The organism is Clostridium sp. 1001283B150210_160208_E6 (assembly GCF_015669365.1).
Lineage (GTDB): Bacteria > Bacillota > Clostridia > Clostridiales > Clostridiaceae > Clostridium > Clostridium paraputrificum.
Map to the genome: position 1 here is coordinate 358,295 of NZ_JADPAA010000002.1, position 23,485 is coordinate 381,779.

Consider the following 23,485-nt stretch of genomic DNA (forward strand, 5'->3'; position numbering starts at 1 on the left):
GCTATAAAATTCATTAAAACTGAATTTTATAGCTTTCTATTACATTACTATCTTAAATTACATCAAAGAAACTTACCTGATCACTTTCTGATAATCCATTTAAGCAACCAAATTTTCTAAGTAAATCTACTGCAGAATTACCTATTTTAGCACGTTTCTTTAAATTATCAATTGAACTAATTGGAGTTTCTTCATGAACAGCATTAAATATAGCTTCTGCTGCCACATTCCCCATTCCCGAAATACTATTTAAAGGAGGTCTAAGGGCATCCTCTTCTACTTTAAATTTATCCCAATCTGATTTATATAAGTCTATTGGTAGGAACTTAAAGCCTCTTTCATACATCTCTAATACAATTTCTAAATCATCATACATATCCTTATCCTTTGGAGCTGCATCATTTCCTTGTAAGCTGATTTCCTTCATTTTTTCTCTAACCTTTTCTTTTCCAAAAATCATATATTCTGCATCAAAGGCCTTAGCTCTTATAGAGAAATATGCTGCATAATATGCTAAAGGAATATGTACCTTAAACCATGCGATTCTAAATGCCATCATAACATAAGCTGCTGCATGGGCCTTAGGGAACATGTATTTTATCTTTCTACAAGAATCAATATACCATTCAGGTACATTATTATCTCTCATCATCTTTTCATACTCTGCCCACTTTTCAGGATCCTTTAAAGCCTTACCTTTACGAACAAGCTCCATTATCTTAAAGGATGTATTAGGTTCAAGCCCCATTTTAATTAAGTAAACCATAATATCATCTCTACAACATACGGCATCACTTATACTTGTAATTACTCCTCCATCAATTAAATCCTTAGCATTTCCAAGCCATACATCAGTACCGTGAGATAATCCAGATATACATAATAAATCTGAGAAACTCTTAGGAAGTGTATCTAAAAGCATTCCTCTAACAAACTTTGTACCAAACTCAGGTATACCAAAGGTACCAACCTTAGAATTTATTTGTTCAGGTGTTACTCCAAGGGCTTTAGTCGATGAGAAAATAGACATAGTTTCTTTATCATCTAAAGGTATTTTTTGAGGGTCTACCCCTGTAATATCTTGAAGCATTCTAATTACTGTAGGATCATCGTGTCCTAGTATATCAAGCTTAAGTAAGTTTGAATCTATTGAGTGATAATCAAAATGTGTTGTTATAATATCTGAATTAGGATCATCAGCTGGATGCTGAACTGGACAAAACTCAAATATCTCTCTTCCCTTAGGAACAACTATTATTCCACCAGGGTGCTGACCAGTTGTTCTTTTTATTCCAGTACATCCCTTTGATATTCTAGTAATCTCTGCTTTATTAGCTGAAGTATTTCTCTCTTCAAAATACTTTTTAACATATCCGAAGGCTGTTTTTTCAGCTATTGTACCTATTGTCCCAGCTTTAAATGTTGTACCCTTACCAAATATAACTTCAGTATATCTATGGGCCTTTGCTTGATATTCTCCAGAGAAATTCAAGTCAATATCAGGCTCCTTATCCCCATTAAATCCAAGGAAGGTTTCAAAAGGTATATCCATCCCATCCTTATCCATCATTTCTCCGCAAACAGGACAAGCTCTATCAGGTAAGTCAAAACCATTCTTAGCTCCATAATCATTAAAATCTGAATGTTTGCATTTATGACACCTATAATGTGGAGGTAATGCATTAACCTCTGTTATACCAGTCATATAAGCAACAACAGAAGACCCAACAGATCCTCTTGAACCAACTAAGTATCCATCATCATTAGATTTCCATACTAGCTTTTGAGCAATTATATACATTACTGAAAACCCATTTTGAATAATAGAATTAAGTTCCTTATCTAATCTTTCCTGTACAATATCAGGTAGTTCTTCTCCATATAACTCATGTGCCTTACCATAAGCTATATCCTTTATTTCCTGCTCACATCCCTCAATGTGAGGAGGACACTTTTCAGGAGATATTGGACTTATTTGCTCACACATATCTGCAATTAAATTTGTGTTTGTTACTACTACTTCATAAGCCTTATCTCTTCCTAAATAAGAGAATTCTTCAAGCATCTCTTCAGTAGTTCTTAAATATAAAGGTGCTTGATTATCTGCATCCTTAAAACCTTGACCTGCTTCTAAAATACGTCTGTAGATTTCATCCTCTGGGTCCATAAAATGAACATCCCCAGTTGCTACAACAGGTTTATTTAGCTTTTCAGCAAGTTTAACTATGGTTCTGTTTATCTCTTTTAAGTATTCTTTATCAGGAACTTCTCCATTTCTTATAAGATAATCGTTGTTACTTAAAGGTTGAATTTCTAAATAATCATATTCTCTTGCTATAGCTTCAATTTCTTCATCAGACTTTCCAAGTAGAATTGATTGATAAAGCTCTCCATCACTACAAGCACTACCTATAATTAGACCTTCAGAATACTTCTTAAACATACTTCTTAATATACGAGGTTTTTTATAGAAATAATCTAAATGAGAATAAGATACCAACTTATATAAATTCTTTAAGCCCACATAATCCTTAGCAAGAATAATAGCATGATGAGTTCTTAACTTCTTAAAAGCTTCCTTTTTAGCAGTTTCATCAGATGCATAAATTTCTATATCCTCTAAGGTCTTTACTCCTCTTTCCCTTAACATATCAAGCATTACCTTAAACACTTTAACTGTTGTATCAACATCATCTAAGGCTCTATGAGCAACATCAACCTTTATTCCAAGGTTTTTAGCTATTCTTCCTAACTTATAAGTTTTATACTCTGGGAATAACTCATAAGCTAGTGATAAGGTATCTAAATATGTAAAGTCAAATTCATAACCTAACTCTCTTGCAAAATGTCTTAAGAACCCAACATCAAACTCAGCATTATGGGCAACTAAAACGCTATCTTTTATAAACTCTAAAAGTTTAGGAAAAACCTTATCTATAGTTTCAGCATTTCTAACCATATCATCAGTTATGCCAGTTACTTCAACAACTCTTGGAGGTATTGATTTCTCTGGATTAACAAAACAACTAAACTTGTCGATTACCTTGCCATCTTGGTACTTCATTACACCTATTTCAGTTATTTTTTCTAATCTAGGTGAAAAACCTGTAGTTTCTAAATCTAATACACAATAAGTAGTATCAAGACTTTGCCCCTTAATATTTCTCACAGAAGGCTTTTTATCTGGAGCAAGGTAAGCCTCCACCCCATAAATAACCTTCATATCAGGATTATTTCTTCCTAATAATTTATGTGCTTCTGGGAAAGATTGAACAACACCATGGTCAGTTATAGCTATAGACTTCATTCCCCAGCTCATTGCTCTCTTTATTAAGTCAGCTGCACTGCTCATACCATCCATTTGGCTCATTTTAGTATGAAGATGAAGTTCAACTCTCTTAACTTCTGACTCATCTCTTCTTACTACCCTTTCAAGTCCCTTTGTTTCAACTATAGTATTTGCAATCATCTCAACTTCCCCAGAGAAATTACTAAAACCTAAGTTACCACAAAGCTTAACTCCCCTAGCCTTTTTAAGCTTAGATATTACGTCATCAGCTTGCTCTGGCTTAAGGAAGGACTTACAAGTAAGAGAACCTGTTCCATCATATAAATCAAAAGAAACTAATATCTTACCACTTCTTAATTCCTTTGTTTCCATATTAGATAGTTCACCATATAAGGCAACTCTTCCCTCTTCAGGAGAGGCATCAGATATTCTTATTAAGGATTCTTTAATATTAGAATTTCTACCTAATATTAAGAAAGGATTATTCATCTTTCCAGACTTCTTATCATCTTTACCCTTTTCCCCTTCACTAGGAACAGTTGGGGTAGTATCCTTAGGAATAGATGGTCCAGTAGACCTAATTTCATTCCTAATCATTGACATTCTCTTCTTCTCTTCTTCTACTTGAAGCCTAATTAATTCATCTGCATCTACATTATCAACAAACTTTATATTATAGGATTTACCATAGAAGCTTTTTATACCTTCCCTAATTTCCCTATCATATTTTAAGTCTCTAAACATTGTTGATACAGGCACTCTAAACTTTAATGTTATTGTATTACCACTTATTTCATAATCACAATTGTTAACAGCCACCCTAAGAAAAGGATGTTTATTAGAAACATAAGATATTATATTCTTAATTTCCTCTTCTATAGGCTTCATCTTAACTTCTTCAGTATAATTTACAGCAATCTTTGAATGCTCTAAATAAAACCTTCTTTTAATGAAGTTATTAAGTTCTTCAATTTCCTGTATTTCTATGTATCTATCTGAACTTATTGCTAACTCTAAAGTTTTAGATTTTTTCTTTAAAACTGCACTTTCAACCAAGGCAGTACTTATGTTGCTTCCAGTATTAAAATCACTAAAAACTTCATTTATCCTTTTCATAATACTTTATACCTTTCCATAACTTCAGTATGATTCTATTATATATAATTCAGCTAATAATTGCACATACAAAAAAAGGTATAGAGTTACATATTTTTATATAAACTCTATACCTTCTATCTTTTCAAATAATATTAAATACTTCTTCTTTTTCTTTTAAATATGAACATTGCTGATAAACTCATTAGTGCTACTAAATATAGTATTGCTGTATTTGTTATATCACCAGTTTTAACACTGTTAGAATCATCTACATCATTATCTGATGTATCTTCAGATCCTCCAATATCAGTTTTGTTTTTCTTTAAATTATCAAAAGACTTACTTAATTTTTCCTTTGCTTCATCAATTTCATCTTGAGTACTTTCCACATTATCTTTTACATTAATTGCTTCATTTAATGCTATTTCAAAGTCACTCCAACTTTCAGATGTATATTCATCCTTATTAAGACCTGATACTTTATCAATTAATTCTTCTAGTTCACTTCTATCAATTAATCCAGCCATATTATCAATTTCACTTAGCTTGAATTTTGCTTGTTTTATATAACATAAGTCTGTAGTTACTCCACCTGTCCAACTATTAGAGAACTCTTCATCCCAATGTCCATAAGAATCCATAATAAATGTACCATCATCTAAAACAACAATACCTGCATATCCAGTATCTCCTGATTTAGCACTCTTAGAATAATCTTTACTTATTTCAATGCGGTATTGTCCATCTCTTTGTTCCATAAGATCTTCATAAGTTCCAACCCATGCAATCCATTCTCCAGCAGTCCAATCAGCATCACCATCAAAAGTGTTATTTCCGTTTAAATCATATTGAATTTCACGGAATGATATCACTAAACGACCACTAATTGGGTCATATGCTGCTTTATGACGCTCTCCTGCAAGAGAACCTGGTAAATCCATTGGTTTACTCCATGTCTTTCCTTCATCATCAGAATAAATCATAGTTGCAGGATTATTATGAGATTGGCTACGTGCTAATCCAACAATACGTTTTCCATCTGGTGATCTGAACATACCAATTTCACACATTTTATACGTACTTTCAATATTACGATAATCACTTAAATATGGTTCTGGTTCACTCCATTGTTCTTCACCATTTTCATTAAATGTTAGGTATGTTTTATAGTTTACATAATCATAGTCATGGTATACTCCCATCCACTTTTGAATGTAATTTCCACTTTCATCTTTTAATTGAACTAAAGATGCCATACCTACAATAGATTTATTTTCTTTTCCATTTTCATGTTTAGAATACCAATGTTTATATTCTGTCCATGTATCTCCGTTATCATCAGAATATGAAGTGTTCCATCCAGTTTTATTTCCATTTGAATCTGTTCCCCATCCAGGACATGCTGTAATCATCATAATACGTTCTTTTCCATTTTCTAATGGTAAGACATATAATGTAGGAGTTTCTTGAGAACCTATCCAACTACTAGGGGTATTATTCTTTTCTATCCATGTTTCTCCATTATCATCACTAATTTGCATTATAATAGGGCCTTTTCCATGTCCTTTTGGATATGCAGTAATTAAACGACCAGTGCTAGTGCGTACCATATCTGGTTGTCCAAGATATTGACGATCTCCACCAGGTGATCTTTCAATATCAGTTACTCTATTTGCTGGTAATTCATAAGTTTCTAAAGTATTTGAAATAGTTAATTTCTTACTTACTTCAATAGTTACTTCTTCCTTATATCCACCTGCTTTATTCTCTACTGTAATAGTAGTTAATCCACGATCTTTAGCTGTTACTACACCATTTTTATCTACACTTGCAATATTGGGATTACTAGATGTGTAAGTAATTGTTTTATCCTCATTATCACTAAGTAGATTTGTTTCAATTGTATAAGTTTCACCAATATACAACCTCTTATAGTTTTCTGTAATATTTAATCCTTTAACTAACATTGTAGAAGCTATTTCACTAGGATTTAATACCTTGTTATAAACCTTAACCTCATCAATTAATCCAGTAAATCCTGTACTCCCTATAATATCCATTGGGAATTTTACTGTATTCTTTTTTGTCCAGTCATTTTTTTGTATTAATTGACCATTTACATACATGCTTAAACCATCTGTTTTACTTTGGGTCCATGCTATATGATACCAATTATTAGGCTTAAAATCATACTTGAATGTTAATACATCTCCATTTCCTTTTCCTACACGGAATCCACTATCACGATTCTCTGCCATTTTTAATGATGCTGCAAAAGCCTTATCCTTATCACTAATAACAGATATTTCTTTATTAAACTCAGCATCCGTATTTACCCAATAAGTAATACTCCATGCATCATTATCCGCAATTTTAGAATCTCCTTCTAAAGTCACACTATTTCCCTCTTCTGTTACTTTTAATGCATTATTAGACTTACCTTCTCCAATAGTTCCTTCATTGATTCCATTTCTAGAACCCCATTCATCAAATACTTCTCCATCTTTATCCTTATCAAAAGAATAGTAAGAAACTTGTGCTGATTTATCAATTGTAACTGGTGATACTGTAACTTTAATAGTTGCTTTTTTGCTTTCATCTTGAACTGATGTAGCAGTAATAGTTACACTACCTAGCTTATTTGCTGTAACTACACCTTTATCATTAACAGATGCAATTCCTTCATTAGAAGATGTCCAAGTTACACGATTATTTAATAGATTATCTGGTTTTACAACTGCTTTTAATTGAACTGTACTACCTAACATGATTTCTTTTTCATTGCCATCAATTGTAACAGATTCAACTTCATTAGTTCCATTTTCCTTTAAGTTAATATAACGTTCTGTTAATTTATTAATTCCTTCAGTAAATTTTTCTACTTGTTGTGATAATTGATTTACTTTATCTTCACTTAAATATGAACGACTTGTAACTGGAGTAATTGTTATATTATCATATAAAGCATCAATTTCACTTTCTAAAGAAGCAACTTCTTTTTCCATAATTAGAAGTTTGTTTACATCACGAACACCCTTTGCCATAATTTCTAAACGAACTGAACTTTTACTTGTAGGATTTTTTGCATCTTTTTCATCTGGATAAATTAAGAAACAATCTCCTGGTTCAAATGCATTATGAGTTGTGTCACGTAAAGGATCTTCTACCCATGCATCATATGCCCATCTTAAGAATCCTGCTGTTTCACTTTTTCCAGCATTGATAATTGACCAATAACTTTCTACTGGTGCACTTAATGAGAAGTTTCCTGGTTGATGCTCTGTACAAGAATATAAAGTTGTACGTAACCCCAATGACTTACGCTCTTCTAGTAATTTTTCAAACTCTTGTGGATGGGCTGCAGCAGCTGTATCTCCAACATTTAAGTCATATACTCTAAGTGCTAAATCCTTCTTGTTTACAAAGCCATCCATTGCTCCTGCTGTCTTTAAAGATTTTCCATGAATATTTTTTACAGAGTCAACAATATCAAAAGCCGCATTACTAAATCCTCTTTCATCAATACCAATATATGAGTCTTCAAACCATCCCATATCAGTTAAATGATCCACTAAATCTTGCAAGAAATCTTTCCAAACCTTTGTATATCTATCATCTCCAACATTATATTTTTCATATACTAGCTTATCACCTTCCCAATAAGCAAAGCTATTATGCCATGGAGCAATACTATATAATACAATTTTATCTCCAATTCCAAGCTCTTTATTAAATTTTACCCATTTATCGAAATGAGTATAGTCATATTCAAATGTTCCATCTGCCTTTTTAGTCCACTTTATCATTGATGGATAATGCACATCATTTTTACTATATGTTTGCGCATTCCATGCCTCTTCTACAATTGATGTTGTAATAGCATGTCCACCAATTTCTTTGTATTTTAACATACTTGATTTCATTATTTCTAAATGTTTTTCTGAAAATGGTTCTACATTATAGTATTCTGCACTACTATATGGATATTGCCATAATTCAATATCAAATCCATTTTCAAACTCTTTTGCATCAGGAAGTTCTGCATCTTGTACATTTAATGTATAAGTAAATTCTAATGGTTCTTTAATTCCATCTGCAGTTACTTTTAATTTTCCAGTATATGTTCCTGGCTCTGTTCCTTTTGGTACATTAACTTCAACCCAAACATTTTGTAATTTGTTGAATCCAATTTCTATTGGTGTTGTTTGGTATAACACATCATTAGATTCACTACGATTTGTTTCAGTTTCTGCTGGTACTTTACGATTTTTATCACCATATCCTAAATATTCACCATTATAAGCTTTTACAGACTTAATAAATGTGGCTTTTATATTATCCGACTTTAAAATCTTTTCACCATTTTTAAAATCACTAACTGAAATACTTACATTACTTAATTTGCTGTCTTTTGAATATAATGATATTTCACTAATTGCCTTATCATTTTTCCATGCTGTAAGAGTTGCAGACGTAGTTCCTAGTTTCTTAACCTCTTCATAGCGATCTTGTGTATACTGAGTATTTACGTCAACAATACTTCCTCCAATTCCTGGAACAGCTTTCTTTACATTTACTGTTATTTCTTTCTTAATATTTGCTTTTTCACTAGATACAGTTATTTTTGCAGTTCCTTCTTTTACAGCTGTAATAACACCTTTACTGTTAACTGTAGCAATATCTTTATTTTGGCTTTCAAAAACTATATCATTTACTGTTACATACTCTGGTGTTAATGTATACTCTATTTGTTGCATTGCTCCCTCTGACATTTCATAGCTTTTTTCTGCTAATATAATATCTTTTATAACATAAGGAGCATGAGAAATCTCTGCATATGCTACTTGATTAACATAGTTACTGCTACCTGAATTCTTTTTATTTTGCATAACTGCTTTTAATGTATGATTTCCTTCTTCTAAACCACTAATTTTATATACAGATTGTGCTTGTGTTCTAGTAGAATTATAAAGATCTACTTCTTTATCGTATTTACCATCTATAGTAAATTTCACAATACCATGGTTATGATTTTTATTAGCAAATATCTCAATTCCATTTCCATAAAACGGAACCTCATAGTAACATTCTTCTGCCTTAGATACATCACCATTTGTATCTATATATGCTTCGCTGCTAGAAAAACTCCACTTAAAACCATTTGGATTATTATAAGTAAACTTATTTGTTGTTCCATCTACTTTAGTAGGTATTATTTTCTCTATTTGATTATCAGGATTGTCATGAGACGCTCCAATTACTTTTGCATAGCTCACCTGTAAACCTTTACCCTCTTCTGCTAAAGTAACCTTTACTGTATGCTTGCCTTTTGTTAATCCAGTCTTACTATATAATTTTGTTGGTGTATCAGCTTCACCTTCAATTTTTACCTTCTCTATTTGACCATTATCTAACTGGAACATGTTATATTCATCACTTTTTACACCCCATAACTCTACTCCAGTCCCCTCAAAGGTAAATGTATAAGTATGCTTTGCAGCCTCTTTAGAATCATTATTCCATACCCAGTGCTGTGTCTGCGCATACTCTTCACCTTTAATTGATGATTTCTTATCTGATGCCCATCCATTTTTTCCGCTAGTATCTGTTTCTTCAGTATACGTAAAATAATGTACACCAGTTGTTACAGTGTCATCAACAAGCATTTCATTCTCTGCAGCAAATATATATTGTATATTTACTGGCATTATACTCATGATAAATGTAACAATTAATCCAATTGAAATCTTAAAAAATCTCTTTCTCATAATTTCTCCTTTCTTTTAAAATCTATAAATTTGATTATAACTTACTACATCCCTCCTTTTATATAAAATTCCCCTTTCTACAAATAATAGATTTTAATTAAATAAAACCTATCCCATTATTTACAATTATCTCATTCCATACTTTTTTAATCTTTACAATTTTTATCATTGATTTTATACATTTTAACTTTAAAAAAAGAAATTCAGCAACGCTGGATTTCCACCTTAATTTTTATTACTCACAAAGTACTTTCTATATATTAATATTCAGGCATTTCTATTATCCTTTTTATACATTTCTATAACTTCAGTATGATTCTGTTGTATATAATTAAGTTCATAATTGCACATACAAAAAAAGGTATAGAGCTACATATTTTTTATATAAACTCTATACCTCCTATCTTTTCAAATAATATTAAATACTTCTTCTTTTTCTTTTAAATATGAACATTACAGATAAACTCATTAGTTCTAACTAAATAAATCCACGACATTTCTATCGTGGATTTATTGGTGGAGGCGAAGCGTACACTACATCCATCCCTTTCTATAAATATAAGACTCTATTATTTTATTATCTCACCCATCACCCTTTTTACCCTCTTATTTAAATCAAAAAAAGAAATCCAGCCCAGTTGGATTCCCCCTATCTCTCTTATCCTTATTATCCCTATTACTCTTTTTACCTTGTACCTCGTACCTTCTTACCTATTCAAATATCCCTATATCTTTCCTACAATAAGCTCCCATAAAGTCAACAAGCTCAACATTTCTATAAGCCTCTTCCCTAGCTTCCTCTAAAGTCTTACCTGTACCAATTACAGAAAGAACTCTTCCCCCACTAGTCTTTAAAACTCCTTTTTCAAGCTTTGCTCCTGCTAAAAAGACATTATCTTTTATACTTTCATCCATTGTAATTGGGAATCCTTTTGTAAAATTTCCTGGATATCCACTAGATGCAAGAACTACGTTTATACAAACTTCATCCTTCCACTCTACTTGAATTTCATTTAATCTTTCATCCATTGCAGCCTCAATAACTTCATATAAATCACTTTCCATTAAATGAAGCACTGATTGAGTTTCTGGGTCACCCATTCTAACATTGTACTCTAGCAGGTATACTCCTGTATTAATCTATACAGCATGTATTGATTTTCTACATCAAGGACAAATTTAATGAAATCATAAAATATAAAAAGCAGCATATCGTGTTATGCTGCTAAATTTTCTTAACTCATAGTTTTTTATTTTTAATTTTCTGAAAGAACCAGTTTTCATACACTCAACATTGTCTTATAATTTGAATTATATTTGCCAATTCATCATCGTTAAATTCCACGCAAAACTCTTCTTCAATTAAATGTAAAAGCTCTTTCAAATCATTGTATAGACGTTTATTTTTCAAAATAATGTGTTTAGTTTGTCCATTTTTTACAGATTTATTTTCATTTTGCAAACGATAAATAGAACAAGCAATATGCATAAATAAACCTACTTCTTGATCAGATGATAGACCATGCACTATTTTCTTTATTTGGCGAATGACCTTTGGTAAAACTTCTTTTAATGATTTAAAATCAAATCCCTCTAACTGCTCTTGAAGATATGCATAAATAGCATCATAGTTGACTGACATAACGGATTCTGCTGTCTCTAAAGATAGTAAAATATCCAGTTTATCTGGGGAAGTATCAAACAATTTAGAAATAGGAATATATGGTATTCCATATAACTCTGGATTATAAGCTCCAATAACGCAAGCAATTTTTTGACTTTTTTGAATTTGATTTACTTTTTTTAACAGATATTCATGATCAGAAATAGCTAAAGGTATGATATCTGTATTTTCCAAATAAATATGTTGTTCAATATAATTTTTTATTTGTATTGCTGCTCCCTCTCCTGTCATGCATAAAGTAATAATAACTTGAGGTTTCTCTTGTTTCTGATAAGATTGTTGAATTTCTGGATACATTTGTTGATAAGAGTCCATAACTGATATATATATATCATCTAACGAATTATAACAGCTTGCTTTACGAGAGCAATCCAAAGCAATTAGAGTAGCTGGTATACAAACAGTTTTAATATCAATTCCAGTTTCTAAGCTTATCATTTCTGCCATAGACCTTAAAGAACCCATATCATATAACATCAATACTCCTTTTCCTTGATGAATTTCTAAAATTGTTTGGCTTAATTCCTCATAAACCTTTTGCATATCCTTATCTAAATAAAGGTCAAAGGAATAAATATTTCCATCTCCAACCAATGTGTTTGCTACTTCAACAATACTAGATGCAGTACTACTTCCATGCATTGCTACCAAAACAACTGGTTTATTTTTTGATGTTTCACTAAAATTGTCCTGTGTTATAAACATTGTTAAAAATACCACTTCATAAATAGAAAATTGTACATTAAATTCTTTTTCTAGTGTAGTTGTAAATTTAGAGCAAAAAATGTATTCTTCATTAAATTCTTTTATTGTCATAACAATTTGTTCATTGGATAATTTTTGTGATTTTCCTTTTCTTTCTAATATCGCAGATAAATGTAAACAAATCGCATAAAAAAGTGAGTTTGGATAAATACGTTCAAATCGTATTGATGCCTCTTTAAGAAACGTATCAACCATCCCAATAATTTTAGAATCAACAATCTTAGAAATCAGTTCTTTATCAATTTCTTTTTGTTCAATACTGGAATTAATTTGTTTAAAATTATAGTCTAGATCAGCTTGAATAATTCCCATGATATCTTCTTCATCTATTCCATGTTGTTTCAGTTCTTCTACTTTTCGATCAATCATATTATAAAAATTTCCATCGGATTGTTTTGTATTATTATCATGGCAAGCATTTGTTGCCTGGGCTGAAAAAATATACAAATAATTATCTGGTATTATTTGTTCAATCTTTGTACGATATTTACGATATGATAAAAAACCTTTTCGAACATAATTCGGAAAATCATGAATAAAAAGCTCCATTTGATTGTCTTCTTTGTCAAAACTTCTAGCATAACCATTTGCACAACCTAACTGAATATCCTTTTTCAACTGTTTTACATTAGATTGACATGGATACAGCATTAGACAACGTAATACCTCTGCATTAATCTTAATATCCCTTTGAATACATTCTGCTTCTTTTTGAAAAAAAAGTTGAATCATATCAAATCTTTCCTCAAAACTCCTTTTGGATAGTGCTGGTAAATCCACAACAATTGAAAATTTTGAAGAATATAGACTCAAATAAGAAGGGTTGATAGAGTCATCAACAGAGTAAACTAAAATCATATTACTTAAAGATATTTGTGCTATCTCAACATAATTTAAAAGGTCACTTTGAATATCATGAGATAATCGATTGATGTGGTCAACAAATAGGATACCTCCTTGTGCTTTTTTCATCGCCCCATAATCTTTTGAAAAGAAAATTTCTCTAATTTTCTCATTAGATTCTTCAACTAAGTATCGACAATTAATTTTAATAAATGGAGCCTCTTGTTTAATAATGTTAGTTTCTTTTGCAAATTCATAAATCAGCCTTGCTAATAAACTTTTTCCTGATCCATCTGATCCTGTAATTAAAATAGGCAATGAATTGCTTGGATATAGCAAAGCTGCTTTTGTTAACTGAACAACTTGCTTTAAACTTGAATTATAACCAATCATCGCATGAAAACATGATTCTTCATGTTCTTTTACTAATGAATAATAAACAGGTCTACCATTAGTTTTCTTAATGCGATGTTCCTTTACCAATTCATTTAATAGCTTACTTAAATTTGAACGTTGCATCTGTAAAACATCTGAAAGTTCTTGAGTTGTAAAATGAACATCCTCTGATTGATGTAATGATTGATTTTGTATATATTCTAAAACTATATCCTTGCTTAATTTCAACGCATAATCTCTCCTTTTCTCTAAATCGCGAATACCTTTACATTATATCATTTTTTGAATATTGTTACACCATCTACAATTGTTTCAACCACTTGTATGTTTTCTAACTCACTTAACTCTACTTCTAAAGGATTTTTTTCTAAAATTACAAAGTTTGCCTTTTTCCCTTTTTCAATGCTTCCTTTACTATTTTCTTCATGATATTGATAAGCTGCATATATTGTTACGGCTTTTAAAGCCTCCATAACACTAATACTTTGATCTTTTGACAATCCAATTCCATTTTTTGTAATTCGATTAACTGCACAACTGATTGTTTTCATTACATCAGGAAATAATACAGGTGTATCTTGATGGAATGTATATGTAAGACCTGTACGAATAGCGTCTTTTACAGGAGAAATACGAGAGGCTCTTTCTTTTCCCAAATTAGCCAAATGAATATCTCCCCAATAATATGTATGCGCAACAAAAAAACTTGGAATCATAGAGATTCGTTTCATCTTTCTTAATTCCTCTTCTCTTACCAATTGAGCATGAATCATAACTGGACGATAAGAATCTATGTAACTATGATTTTCCATAACTCTTGTAAATTGTTTCACATATTGTTCAGCTGCAGCATCACCATTGCAATGTGCCAATAGCTGTGCATGATCTTCTAAAGCATTGCTGATCAATTCATATATATCTTCATCTGAATGAACTGGATATCCCCTTTCTTTACTATGTTCATATGGTTCCTTCATCCATGCAGTTTTTCCTTGTGGAGATCCATCTAAAAAGATTTTATATCCGCCTAAACGAAAATGATTATTATATACATAATCTTTTGAATGCTTTTGATATATATTACGATAGTTTTCTAAATCAACATATCCAACAACATCAATTTTTAAAAGTTTTTCTTCCGCAAATAGTTTTAACAAAGAATATAAGGAATCGGTAAGAAAACCATCTTGAATAGTTGTAATACCATATTTTGCATACAATTCTTGCGCTAAAATTATATTTTTTCTCATCATTTCTATATCCAAGGAAGATATAGATTTTTGAAAATTAATAAAAGCATTTTCTTCCATATATCCATTCAAAGTATTTGTCCCATCAAATCTACCATATCTACCACCTTGCGGATCTTTTACATCATCATATACATTTTCTTTACATAGTCCAAATGAATTTACAACACCCATATGATTTGAAACATGTATTATAAGAATAGCGTGATTTTTGCTGATCTCATTAAGGACATTACAATCTGGGTGACGTTTTTCTTTTAAGAAATTATGATCATAATTGATACCGACGACCCATTTTCCTTTTGGAATATTTCGGTCTTTTATAAATTGTTTCATAATATCCACAATATCATAAAAATTTTTGGCTTTGGATAAATCACATTGTGCCAATGAATTAGCACAACCAACTAAATGAGAATGTCCATCGATAAATCCAGGTAGAAGTGTTTTTCCCTCTAAATCACAGCTTTCATATTTCCAATCTAATGGGACTTCATTATATACTTGTATAATTCGTTCCTCTTCAATTGCAACAGCAGCTACTTTGGGCATTTTTTCATCCATAGTGAGAATTGTTCCATTATAAAATAATTTTTTCACATTATTCACACACCTTTCTTTTATCACAATCTTATTTCAAAATTTCCTAATACTTGATCTTGTTCTGTCACAACAACAAATGCATCTGGATCTTGTATCTTTAAACTTTCTTGCAATATTCTTACTTCATATTTTGACAGTACACTATAAAAAACATAGGTATCAACTTCTGTATACCCGCCTACCCCTTTCCAATAAGTTACTCCACGATTTAATTCATGTAATATTGTTTCGCAAATAATCTTATTTTTTGTAAAAATCATAACGCTTGTATTTATATTTTGTAAATGTGTTTTATCAATTGCCATGGAGTAAACCATAGAATACAAAATAGAATAAATAGCAACAGGTAATTCAAATAAAATAGCACATACACTATATATGATTGCGTTAATAATCAATGCAAAACGTCCTACACTAAAATCTTTACTCTTTTTAGCAAAATACAATCCTAATATATCTAAACCACCTCCAGAGCCACCAGCTCTTAACGTAATTCCAACACCTGCTCCTGCTAAAATTCCACCCATAAGACATGAAACAGCATATTCTTCTATGATAGGCTGAGTAGGAATTGGTAAGTAAGTAAAAATAATGGTTTGTGTTATAATACTAAAAAATGTTTTAAAGAATAATGATCTTCCAAAATGTACAAAAGCCAGCATTAACAATGGAATATTTAACATAAGATTTAATATTCCCGCAATGTCAAAACCAATATTCATATCTAATAACGTACGGATAATTTGAGAAATCCCTACTGTTCCTCCATTATAAAGTCCTAATGGAACAATAAACCAATTTAATCCTGCACAAAATAAAAATGAGCCAATTAAAATAATTCCATAGTTCTTTGTCCTTGTATTTATCATAATAGAACAAAAAGCGAAAGATATCTTTCGCCTTTTTTAATCCACATCCTCTCCATTGGATTCAATAACTTTTTTATACCAATAAAATGAATCTTTTTTATATCGTTTTAGAGTTCCTGATCCATCATTATTTCTATCAACATAAATGAATCCATAACGTTTTTTCATTTCTCCAGTAGATGCACTAACAAGGTCGATACACCCCCAATATGTATATGCTAATAAATCTACTCCATCATGAATTGCATCTCTCATTGCTTTGACATGCTCTCTTGTATAAGCAATTCGATATGGATCATGAATACTTCCATCGGCTTCAAGCTGATCTACAGCACCTAATCCATTTTCTACAACCATAAGTGGTAACTGGTAACGACCATATAATTCATTTAAAAAGTATCGTAAACCTTTTCCATCAATGCTCCAACCCCACTCACTGTACTGTAAGTATGGATTTTTGGCGCCAGTTGTAAAGTTTCCTTTTGCTTTTTCTGCATTTTCATCTACTGTTGTACAACCTGTAGAGTAATATGAGAATGTGATCATATCAACTTTACCTTCTTGAATATCTATAAAATCTTGTTCTTTTGTTTCAAGTTTCACATCATATTCTTCCCAAAATCTTTGCGCATAATATGGATATTTTCCACGAGCCATTGTATCACAACAATAATAGAAATCATCTTGTTGACGTTTTTGGGTTGCTAATACATCATCTGGATTACATGTCAATGGATAACTACATACTCCACCTAACATTGCTCCTACTTTCATATCTGGTGAGATTTCATGTGCAGCACGTACAACTCTAGCGCTAGCAACAAATTGATGATGTAATATTTGAAGTGCTTCTTTCATTCTTGATTTTGGATAATTGGGGATATAGTTTCTCAATAAAATAGGACTATTGATTTCATTAAATGTTAGCCAATATTTTACCAAGCCCTTATATTCATTGAATAATACACATGCATATTTTTCAAAAAGGTCAATCAATTCTCGATTTCCCCATCCACCAAGTTCTTCTTCCAAATAAACAGGCATATCATAGTGGAATATAGTTACCAATGGTTCAATATTGTATTTTTTCAATTCTTCAAATACACGTCTATAAAATGCTAACCCCTCTTTATTAGGTTCTTTTTCAATTCCTTTTGGAAAAATACGAGCCCATGAAATCGACATACGGAAAATCTTAAATCCCATCTCTGCAAATAAGGCAATATCCTCTTTATAATGATGGTAAAAGTCAATTCCTTCATGATATGGATAATAATATTCATCTAAAACTGCGCGATGAGCCCCTTCAGGTAATTCTTGAAACATAATAGCCTTTCCTGGCTTACCATCTTTAGTAATATACGTTGTATATCTAGGATCTGATACCGTTCCAGCAGTACTAACATCAGAAACAGTCATTCCCTTACCGCCTACATTCCATGCTCCTTCGCATTGATTAGCAGCAGTTGCTCCCCCCCACATAAAATTTTTTGAAAATCCCATTGCTATTCACCTAAATCCTTTCCATTTGATGCAATCACTTTTTTATACCAATAAAAGCTGTCTTTTCTATAACGTTTCATTGGCGAATGCATCGCTTTCTCATCATCTTCATCTCTATCTACATAAATAAATCCATAGCGTTTTGAAATTCCTTCCCTAGTAGATACCAAATCAACAGCACTCCATGGACAATAACCAAATAATAAAGCACCTTCATCAATTCCTTTTCCCATTTCAGAAATCATACCTTTTAAATGTTCGATTCGATAACCATCATGAACACTTCCATCATCTTCCAACTTATCGGGACGTCCATATCCATTTTCAGTTATAATCAAAGGTAAATTATATCTATCACTCAATTTTCGCGCTGTCACACGAATGCAACTAGGATCAAATTTATGTCCATCCTCTCCTTTGGTAAAGAATGGATTAGATACTGCTTTTCCTACTCCTGGTTTCTCTGTTAACTTAACCAAATAACTCATATCTCGATTATCAGCACCAACCATACTATTCCAATCTATTTCATAATAGTCGCAATGTTCAATTGTTTCATTTCCATAACAATTAAAACCGATAAAATCCGGGTTACAATTTTTCAAAGCCTCCATATCACCATCTTGAATATCTAATACTATATTATTTAATTCAAAATAATGATATATTGATTTTGGATACTTACCAAAAACTAATGGATCTACCCACATATTGTTACGAAGATCTTCCATATTCATAGCAGCAATCGTATCTTTAGGATCTGCACTTGCTGGATAGCAGGCACATAAATTAGGTGCTGGTCCAATTTTTGCATCTGGACACATTTCATGACATAGTGAAATAGCTTTTGCCATCGCTACCAACTGAATATGACCTGTATTGTATAAAGCATTTAAATCATTTGCTTTCCCTGTCAGCATATCTACTGCACCATAATAAATCATTACGTTATATTCATTATTCGTTAACCAATAATGGACATCTTCTTTAAAATTTTCAAAAATAACTCTACAAAACTTTAAATATGCTTCTGCTGTTTTACGAGAATGCCAACCATTATATTTTTCTTCAAGAGCTGCTGGCAAATCAAAATGATAAATAGTAACCAATGGTTCTATTCCATATTTATGGCATTCTTTAAATACATCTTTATAAAATTTAATACCTTCAGGATTTACATCACTTTCACCATCAGGCAAAATTCTTGCCCAAGAAATTGACATTCTAAACATTTTAAATCCCATTTCTGCCATAAGTGCAATATCTTCTTTGTAATGATGATAAAAGTCAGAGGCATATTTGAAAGAACAGCACCCTGAATTTATGCGTTTCTTATCATAATCCCATGTTGTAAGTCCTTTTCCATCTACATCATAAGCACCTTCTATTTGTGCACTAGAAGAACTTGCACCCCACATAAAATTCTTTGGAAAACTCATATAAATATCCTCCAATCTACTTTTCTAAAAATTCAACTAAATCCCCATCATATACAAGTTCCATCATTTGATACTCATCTGAGTCAAGATGTCCAATTCTGTTTCTTGTTCCATCATTAACAATAGGAATTTTTACAATTTGAATTTCTCCAGCATAATGTTTATAGTTATCGTTTACGATAACAACATCGCCAACCTCAAACATTTCTTTATCATAATGTCGTGGTGTTAAAATCTCATTTGGTTGACTATATTTAAAACGAGATATTCTTGTACGCCAAATCCACTCTGAACTATCCCCCATTTCCAAATGTGGGAAAAAGTTAAATAATACTTCCTTCTCTTTTTCTGTAATTTCTTCATCTAGTGTTACACGTAATCTTTTTATAGGCTTGTCTAAACTAATGATTCCATGATTAACCAACATTTTTAAAGTTGGATCCAATTCTTTACTCAACTTATCATTTTCCTGCAATACTTCTTGCAACTTTTTAAACTCATCTTCACTTGCAAAAGCATTTCCAATTAAAATATCATCTACATCTCCTGTAGCTAATAACATTCTTGCTTGCAAATCAATTGGAAGCATACGCAACTTTTCAACTGTAGGAAGTCCATATATTGCATTCCACACACCATGTGTATTAGGTGCTGTTGAAGAAACAAAAGCACCTATACGAACATCTCTTGAACAAGCTTTCAATTCTTTATTTTTATTTATAAATTTATTCCATTTCATTGCTGTATATCTCTGTGGATAAAAATTATGACAAACCAAAAAATCTTTTGGATCAATACCATTTTCTATTAAACCTTTAACAATTTCAGGAGAATTATTAAATTCTATTGTAATTCCATATGGATTTCTTACCAACTTTGCATCATTTTCTGGACCATAGCTTAAATCCATTCGTAAAAAATCTACATCAATGCTTTTAAATACACTTAAATCATCTGGTTTAGCTCCCATTTTTTCAAAGCACATAGGATTAACATCTAAAGATACTTTTAACTTGTTTTTATGTGCTGCAACAATCAATTTCTTAAAATAATCTAAAACTTCTTCCTTTGTTCCTTCTACTGAAAACATACTTGAAAACACTTTAGACACACCATAACGACTTGCCAACTCAAAATAGCTTTCAATTTTTTCTAAAGGCATTAAATCTGGATATACAGAAATCCCCAATTCATGTTTCATATTCATTTCCTCCTTTTTTATTACGGAAGTTTCTCTTTTCCTTTTAATTGACAATAGGATCGCTTCTTAATTACTCTCCAAGTTCAGCAGCTTCTGCCTCTTCTTTTGCAATACATTGCTTTTCGTAAATCTTAAAAAATGGAAGATACACTAGATATACTATTGGCAACATTAAAGCACAGAATATAACATTACGCCAATCCAAAGAAGACATTAATTGTTGAATTCCAACAGGTAAAGTTGTCATAATCAATACTTGAGGCAATGCCATTAAATTGAATGAGTATCCGATGTACATAAAAAGCATAACAACTAAGGAATTCAAAACAAATGGAATCAATAGAACTGGGTTATACATAATCGGAAATCCAAAAATTGCAGGCTCATTAATATTGAAAAGACCTGGAACCAAAGATGCTTTCGCAACTGCACTTATCTGTTTAGATTTACTCTTTAATCCCATAATACATAACGGTAATGTATTTCCAGAACCACCAAGAACAGTTAAACAACCATATAAGAATATTGGATTAAATACAAGAGGTTGTCCTGCAGCTGCAGCTTCTGCATTTGTTGCATATGCAGCAATATAAATTGGCATAATTGCTGTAAATACAACACTACCACCGTGAATACCAAAAAACCAGCTCAAGCAGAAAACCATAACAATTACAATCATTCCTAATGGTGATACAAGGTAAGATAAAGGTGTCGCAATCGTTGTAGTGATTAATGTACCTAATGTCATTGCTCCATTGGTAAAGTTAGAAATTGCAACAGCTAAACCATACCAAACTATAATATTTAATCCGGAAGGTATAATAGAGTTAAAACTATTTAAAATTCCTTCAGGGACTACATCTGGCATACGAATTATCCAGTTATGATCTACAGCATATTTTGTAATACGAACAGATAATAAACCAATTAAAATTGCACAAAAGATTCCGTTTGCACCTAAAGCACTAACATTTAAAGAACGAATAGTAGCACCTGCTTCTGTTTTGGTTGAAATAAGTGGTGAACAAACTAAGATAAAGCACACCATAGATGTAAATCCAGATTGAATTGTTGCTTTTACTCCTAAACGTTTTGCATAGTTATATGCTAATGTAAATGACATGAATAGTCCTAACAATCCCATTGTTAATTCATAAGGCATATATAATACATCATAAATTGGATGACCAGCTTTCCAGCCAAATACCAATCCACCAACAGCACAAATAATTTGTACAACAGCACCAATCATTATAAGTCCCATTGTTCCTCCCATACCTTGACTAATTGTGCCAAAGGCAGGACTTTTAGATAATTTCACACTTACTTTTTGGATCTTTTTCATAAATGCGCTATTAGCAAATTGTTCTAATTTATTATTCATATTCTCTCCTCCTAAATTATTTTCCTGTAATCTTATGAGCTAATTTCATAACATTTTCTGCATTTCCTATAGCATAATCTAACGAAGGTATTCCTGCCACAGGGATAGTTAAAATTTCTTTTAATTCATCTAAACGATAAGAAACTTGAGGACCAATCAATACACAATCATAATCATTTTGATATCCTTCTACATTATTTACAGGAACAGCATCAATTTTTAATTCTTCCCCTATTCCCTCACAATATTTCTCCATTTTTTTCATTAAAATACTTGTTGATAATCCAGCTCCACATGCTAATAAAACTCTCATTTTTATTTCCTCCTATTTATTTTTTTGTTGTTTATACATTTGAATCATTTCATTAATTAATTCTTGTGCTAACATACCTGTCATTAAATGATCTTGTGAGTGAATCAATAGAACATTTATATCTGCCCTCTCTCCATTAGCCTCTGCCACCAAAAGATCTGTTTGGGCTTTATGTGCTTGTGTAGATGCTTTTTCACTTTCCTCCATTAAGCAATCTGCTTTATCAAAATCACCTTTTTTTGCAGCTTGTAGTGCTTGAAATGCTAAAGTTCTTGCATCTCCAGAATAAGCAATCAAAGTCATTGCAATTGTTTCTGTATTCATATGTTACCTCCTTGTATGTAATTTACACTTATATTATAGATTTTGTATTTTCTATCATCAAATGAGATTTTTGAACAAAATAGCATTTTCTATACATTAAATTCATTTTTAACACACATATATATTTTTTTATTTACTCCTCCTCACGTTTTACTATAAATTTTTACAATAATATATATTTTCTCATCAATATTGTATATTGATTTTTAATTTTTTTTTATACAGATAGCCTATAAATAATACACAATATTTTTATTAAAGATAAAAATAGTGATAATCTACATAAAAATACGAAAAAAATCACATTTCTACCCACCGCTAAAAGCTCTTTAGAACCACCTCCGTAGCAGATGGTATTCAAAACACAAAAAAAGAAATCCAGCAATCGCTAGATTTCCTCCTAATCTCTATTATCTATTCAAATATTCCTATATCTTTCCTATAATAAGCTCCCATAAAGTCAACAAGCTCAACATTTCTATAAGCCTCTTCCCTAGCTTCCTCTAAAGTCTTACCTGTACCAATTACAGAAAGAACTCTTCCTCCACTAGTCTTTAAAACTCCCTTTTCAAGCTTTGCTCCTGCTAAAAAGACATTATCCTTTATACTTTCATCTATTGTAATTGTGAATCCTTTTTGGAAACTTCCTGGATATCCACTAGATGCAAGAACTACGTTTATACAAACTTCATCCTTCCACTCTACTTGAATTTCATTTAATCTTTCATCCATTGCAGCCTCAATAACTTCATATAA

General features: G+C 31.4%; 12 protein-coding genes and 1 pseudogene. All 13 read right to left on the reverse strand.

Going from position 1 to position 23,485, the window contains the following annotated elements; all coding sequences use genetic code 11:
- Nucleotides 1-52: 52 nt before the first annotated feature.
- Nucleotides 53-4,405, reverse strand: coding sequence for a DNA polymerase III subunit alpha (gene polC, locus I4V16_RS04440; RefSeq protein WP_099329598.1), 4,353 nt, complete (start codon nt 4,403-4,405; stop codon nt 53-55).
- A 134-nt stretch (nt 4,406-4,539) separates the two neighbouring features.
- A complete protein-coding gene (locus I4V16_RS04445; protein WP_195966540.1) occupies nt 4,540-10,155 on the reverse strand; it encodes a glycoside hydrolase domain-containing protein in 5,616 nt (1,871 codons plus the stop codon).
- Between the two features lie 711 nt (nt 10,156-10,866).
- Nucleotides 10,867-11,286 (reverse strand): annotated as a pseudogene (locus I4V16_RS04450) (phosphoribosylglycinamide synthetase C domain-containing protein); the annotation flags it as partial.
- Between the two features lie 157 nt (nt 11,287-11,443).
- Nucleotides 11,444-14,071, reverse strand: a complete 2,628-nt coding sequence (locus tag I4V16_RS04455) for a PRD domain-containing protein (RefSeq protein ID WP_195966541.1) — start codon at nt 14,069-14,071, stop codon at nt 11,444-11,446.
- Nucleotides 14,072-14,118: 47 nt separating this feature from the next.
- On the reverse strand, nt 14,119-15,693 hold the full coding sequence (locus tag I4V16_RS04460; RefSeq protein WP_099329594.1) for an amidohydrolase: 1,575 nt from the start codon (nt 15,691-15,693) through the stop codon (nt 14,119-14,121).
- A gap of 23 nt (nt 15,694-15,716) precedes the next feature.
- Nucleotides 15,717-16,565, reverse strand: a complete 849-nt coding sequence (locus tag I4V16_RS04465; protein ID WP_099329593.1) for a YitT family protein — start codon at nt 16,563-16,565, stop codon at nt 15,717-15,719.
- 36 nt (nt 16,566-16,601) lie between these two features.
- The gene (locus I4V16_RS04470; RefSeq protein ID WP_099329592.1) at nt 16,602-18,068 is read right to left on the reverse strand and encodes a family 1 glycosylhydrolase; all 1,467 of its coding nucleotides are present in this window, start codon (nt 18,066-18,068) and stop codon (nt 16,602-16,604) included.
- A 2-nt stretch (nt 18,069-18,070) separates the two neighbouring features.
- The gene (locus tag I4V16_RS04475; protein WP_099329591.1) at nt 18,071-19,507 is read right to left on the reverse strand and encodes a glycoside hydrolase family 1 protein; all 1,437 of its coding nucleotides are present in this window, start codon (nt 19,505-19,507) and stop codon (nt 18,071-18,073) included.
- Nucleotides 19,508-19,523: 16 nt separating this feature from the next.
- Nucleotides 19,524-20,708 carry a MupG family TIM beta-alpha barrel fold protein gene (locus I4V16_RS04480; protein WP_111937557.1) on the reverse strand — a complete coding sequence of 395 codons (1,185 nt, stop codon included), beginning with the start codon at nt 20,706-20,708 and terminating at the stop codon, nt 19,524-19,526.
- Nucleotides 20,709-20,778: 70 nt separating this feature from the next.
- Nucleotides 20,779-22,053, reverse strand: coding sequence for a PTS transporter subunit EIIC (locus I4V16_RS04485; protein WP_242974250.1), 1,275 nt, complete (start codon nt 22,051-22,053; stop codon nt 20,779-20,781).
- Nucleotides 22,054-22,108: 55 nt separating this feature from the next.
- Entirely contained in the window at nt 22,109-22,405 is a 297-nt protein-coding gene (locus I4V16_RS04490; protein WP_080023389.1) for a PTS sugar transporter subunit IIB, read from the reverse strand.
- Nucleotides 22,406-22,417: 12 nt separating this feature from the next.
- Nucleotides 22,418-22,729 carry a PTS lactose/cellobiose transporter subunit IIA gene (locus I4V16_RS04495; protein ID WP_099329588.1) on the reverse strand — a complete coding sequence of 104 codons (312 nt, stop codon included), beginning with the start codon at nt 22,727-22,729 and terminating at the stop codon, nt 22,418-22,420.
- A 414-nt stretch (nt 22,730-23,143) separates the two neighbouring features.
- A partial coding sequence (locus I4V16_RS04500; RefSeq protein ID WP_279325767.1) for a phosphoribosylglycinamide synthetase C domain-containing protein occupies nt 23,144-23,485 on the reverse strand: 342 nt, incomplete at its 5' end.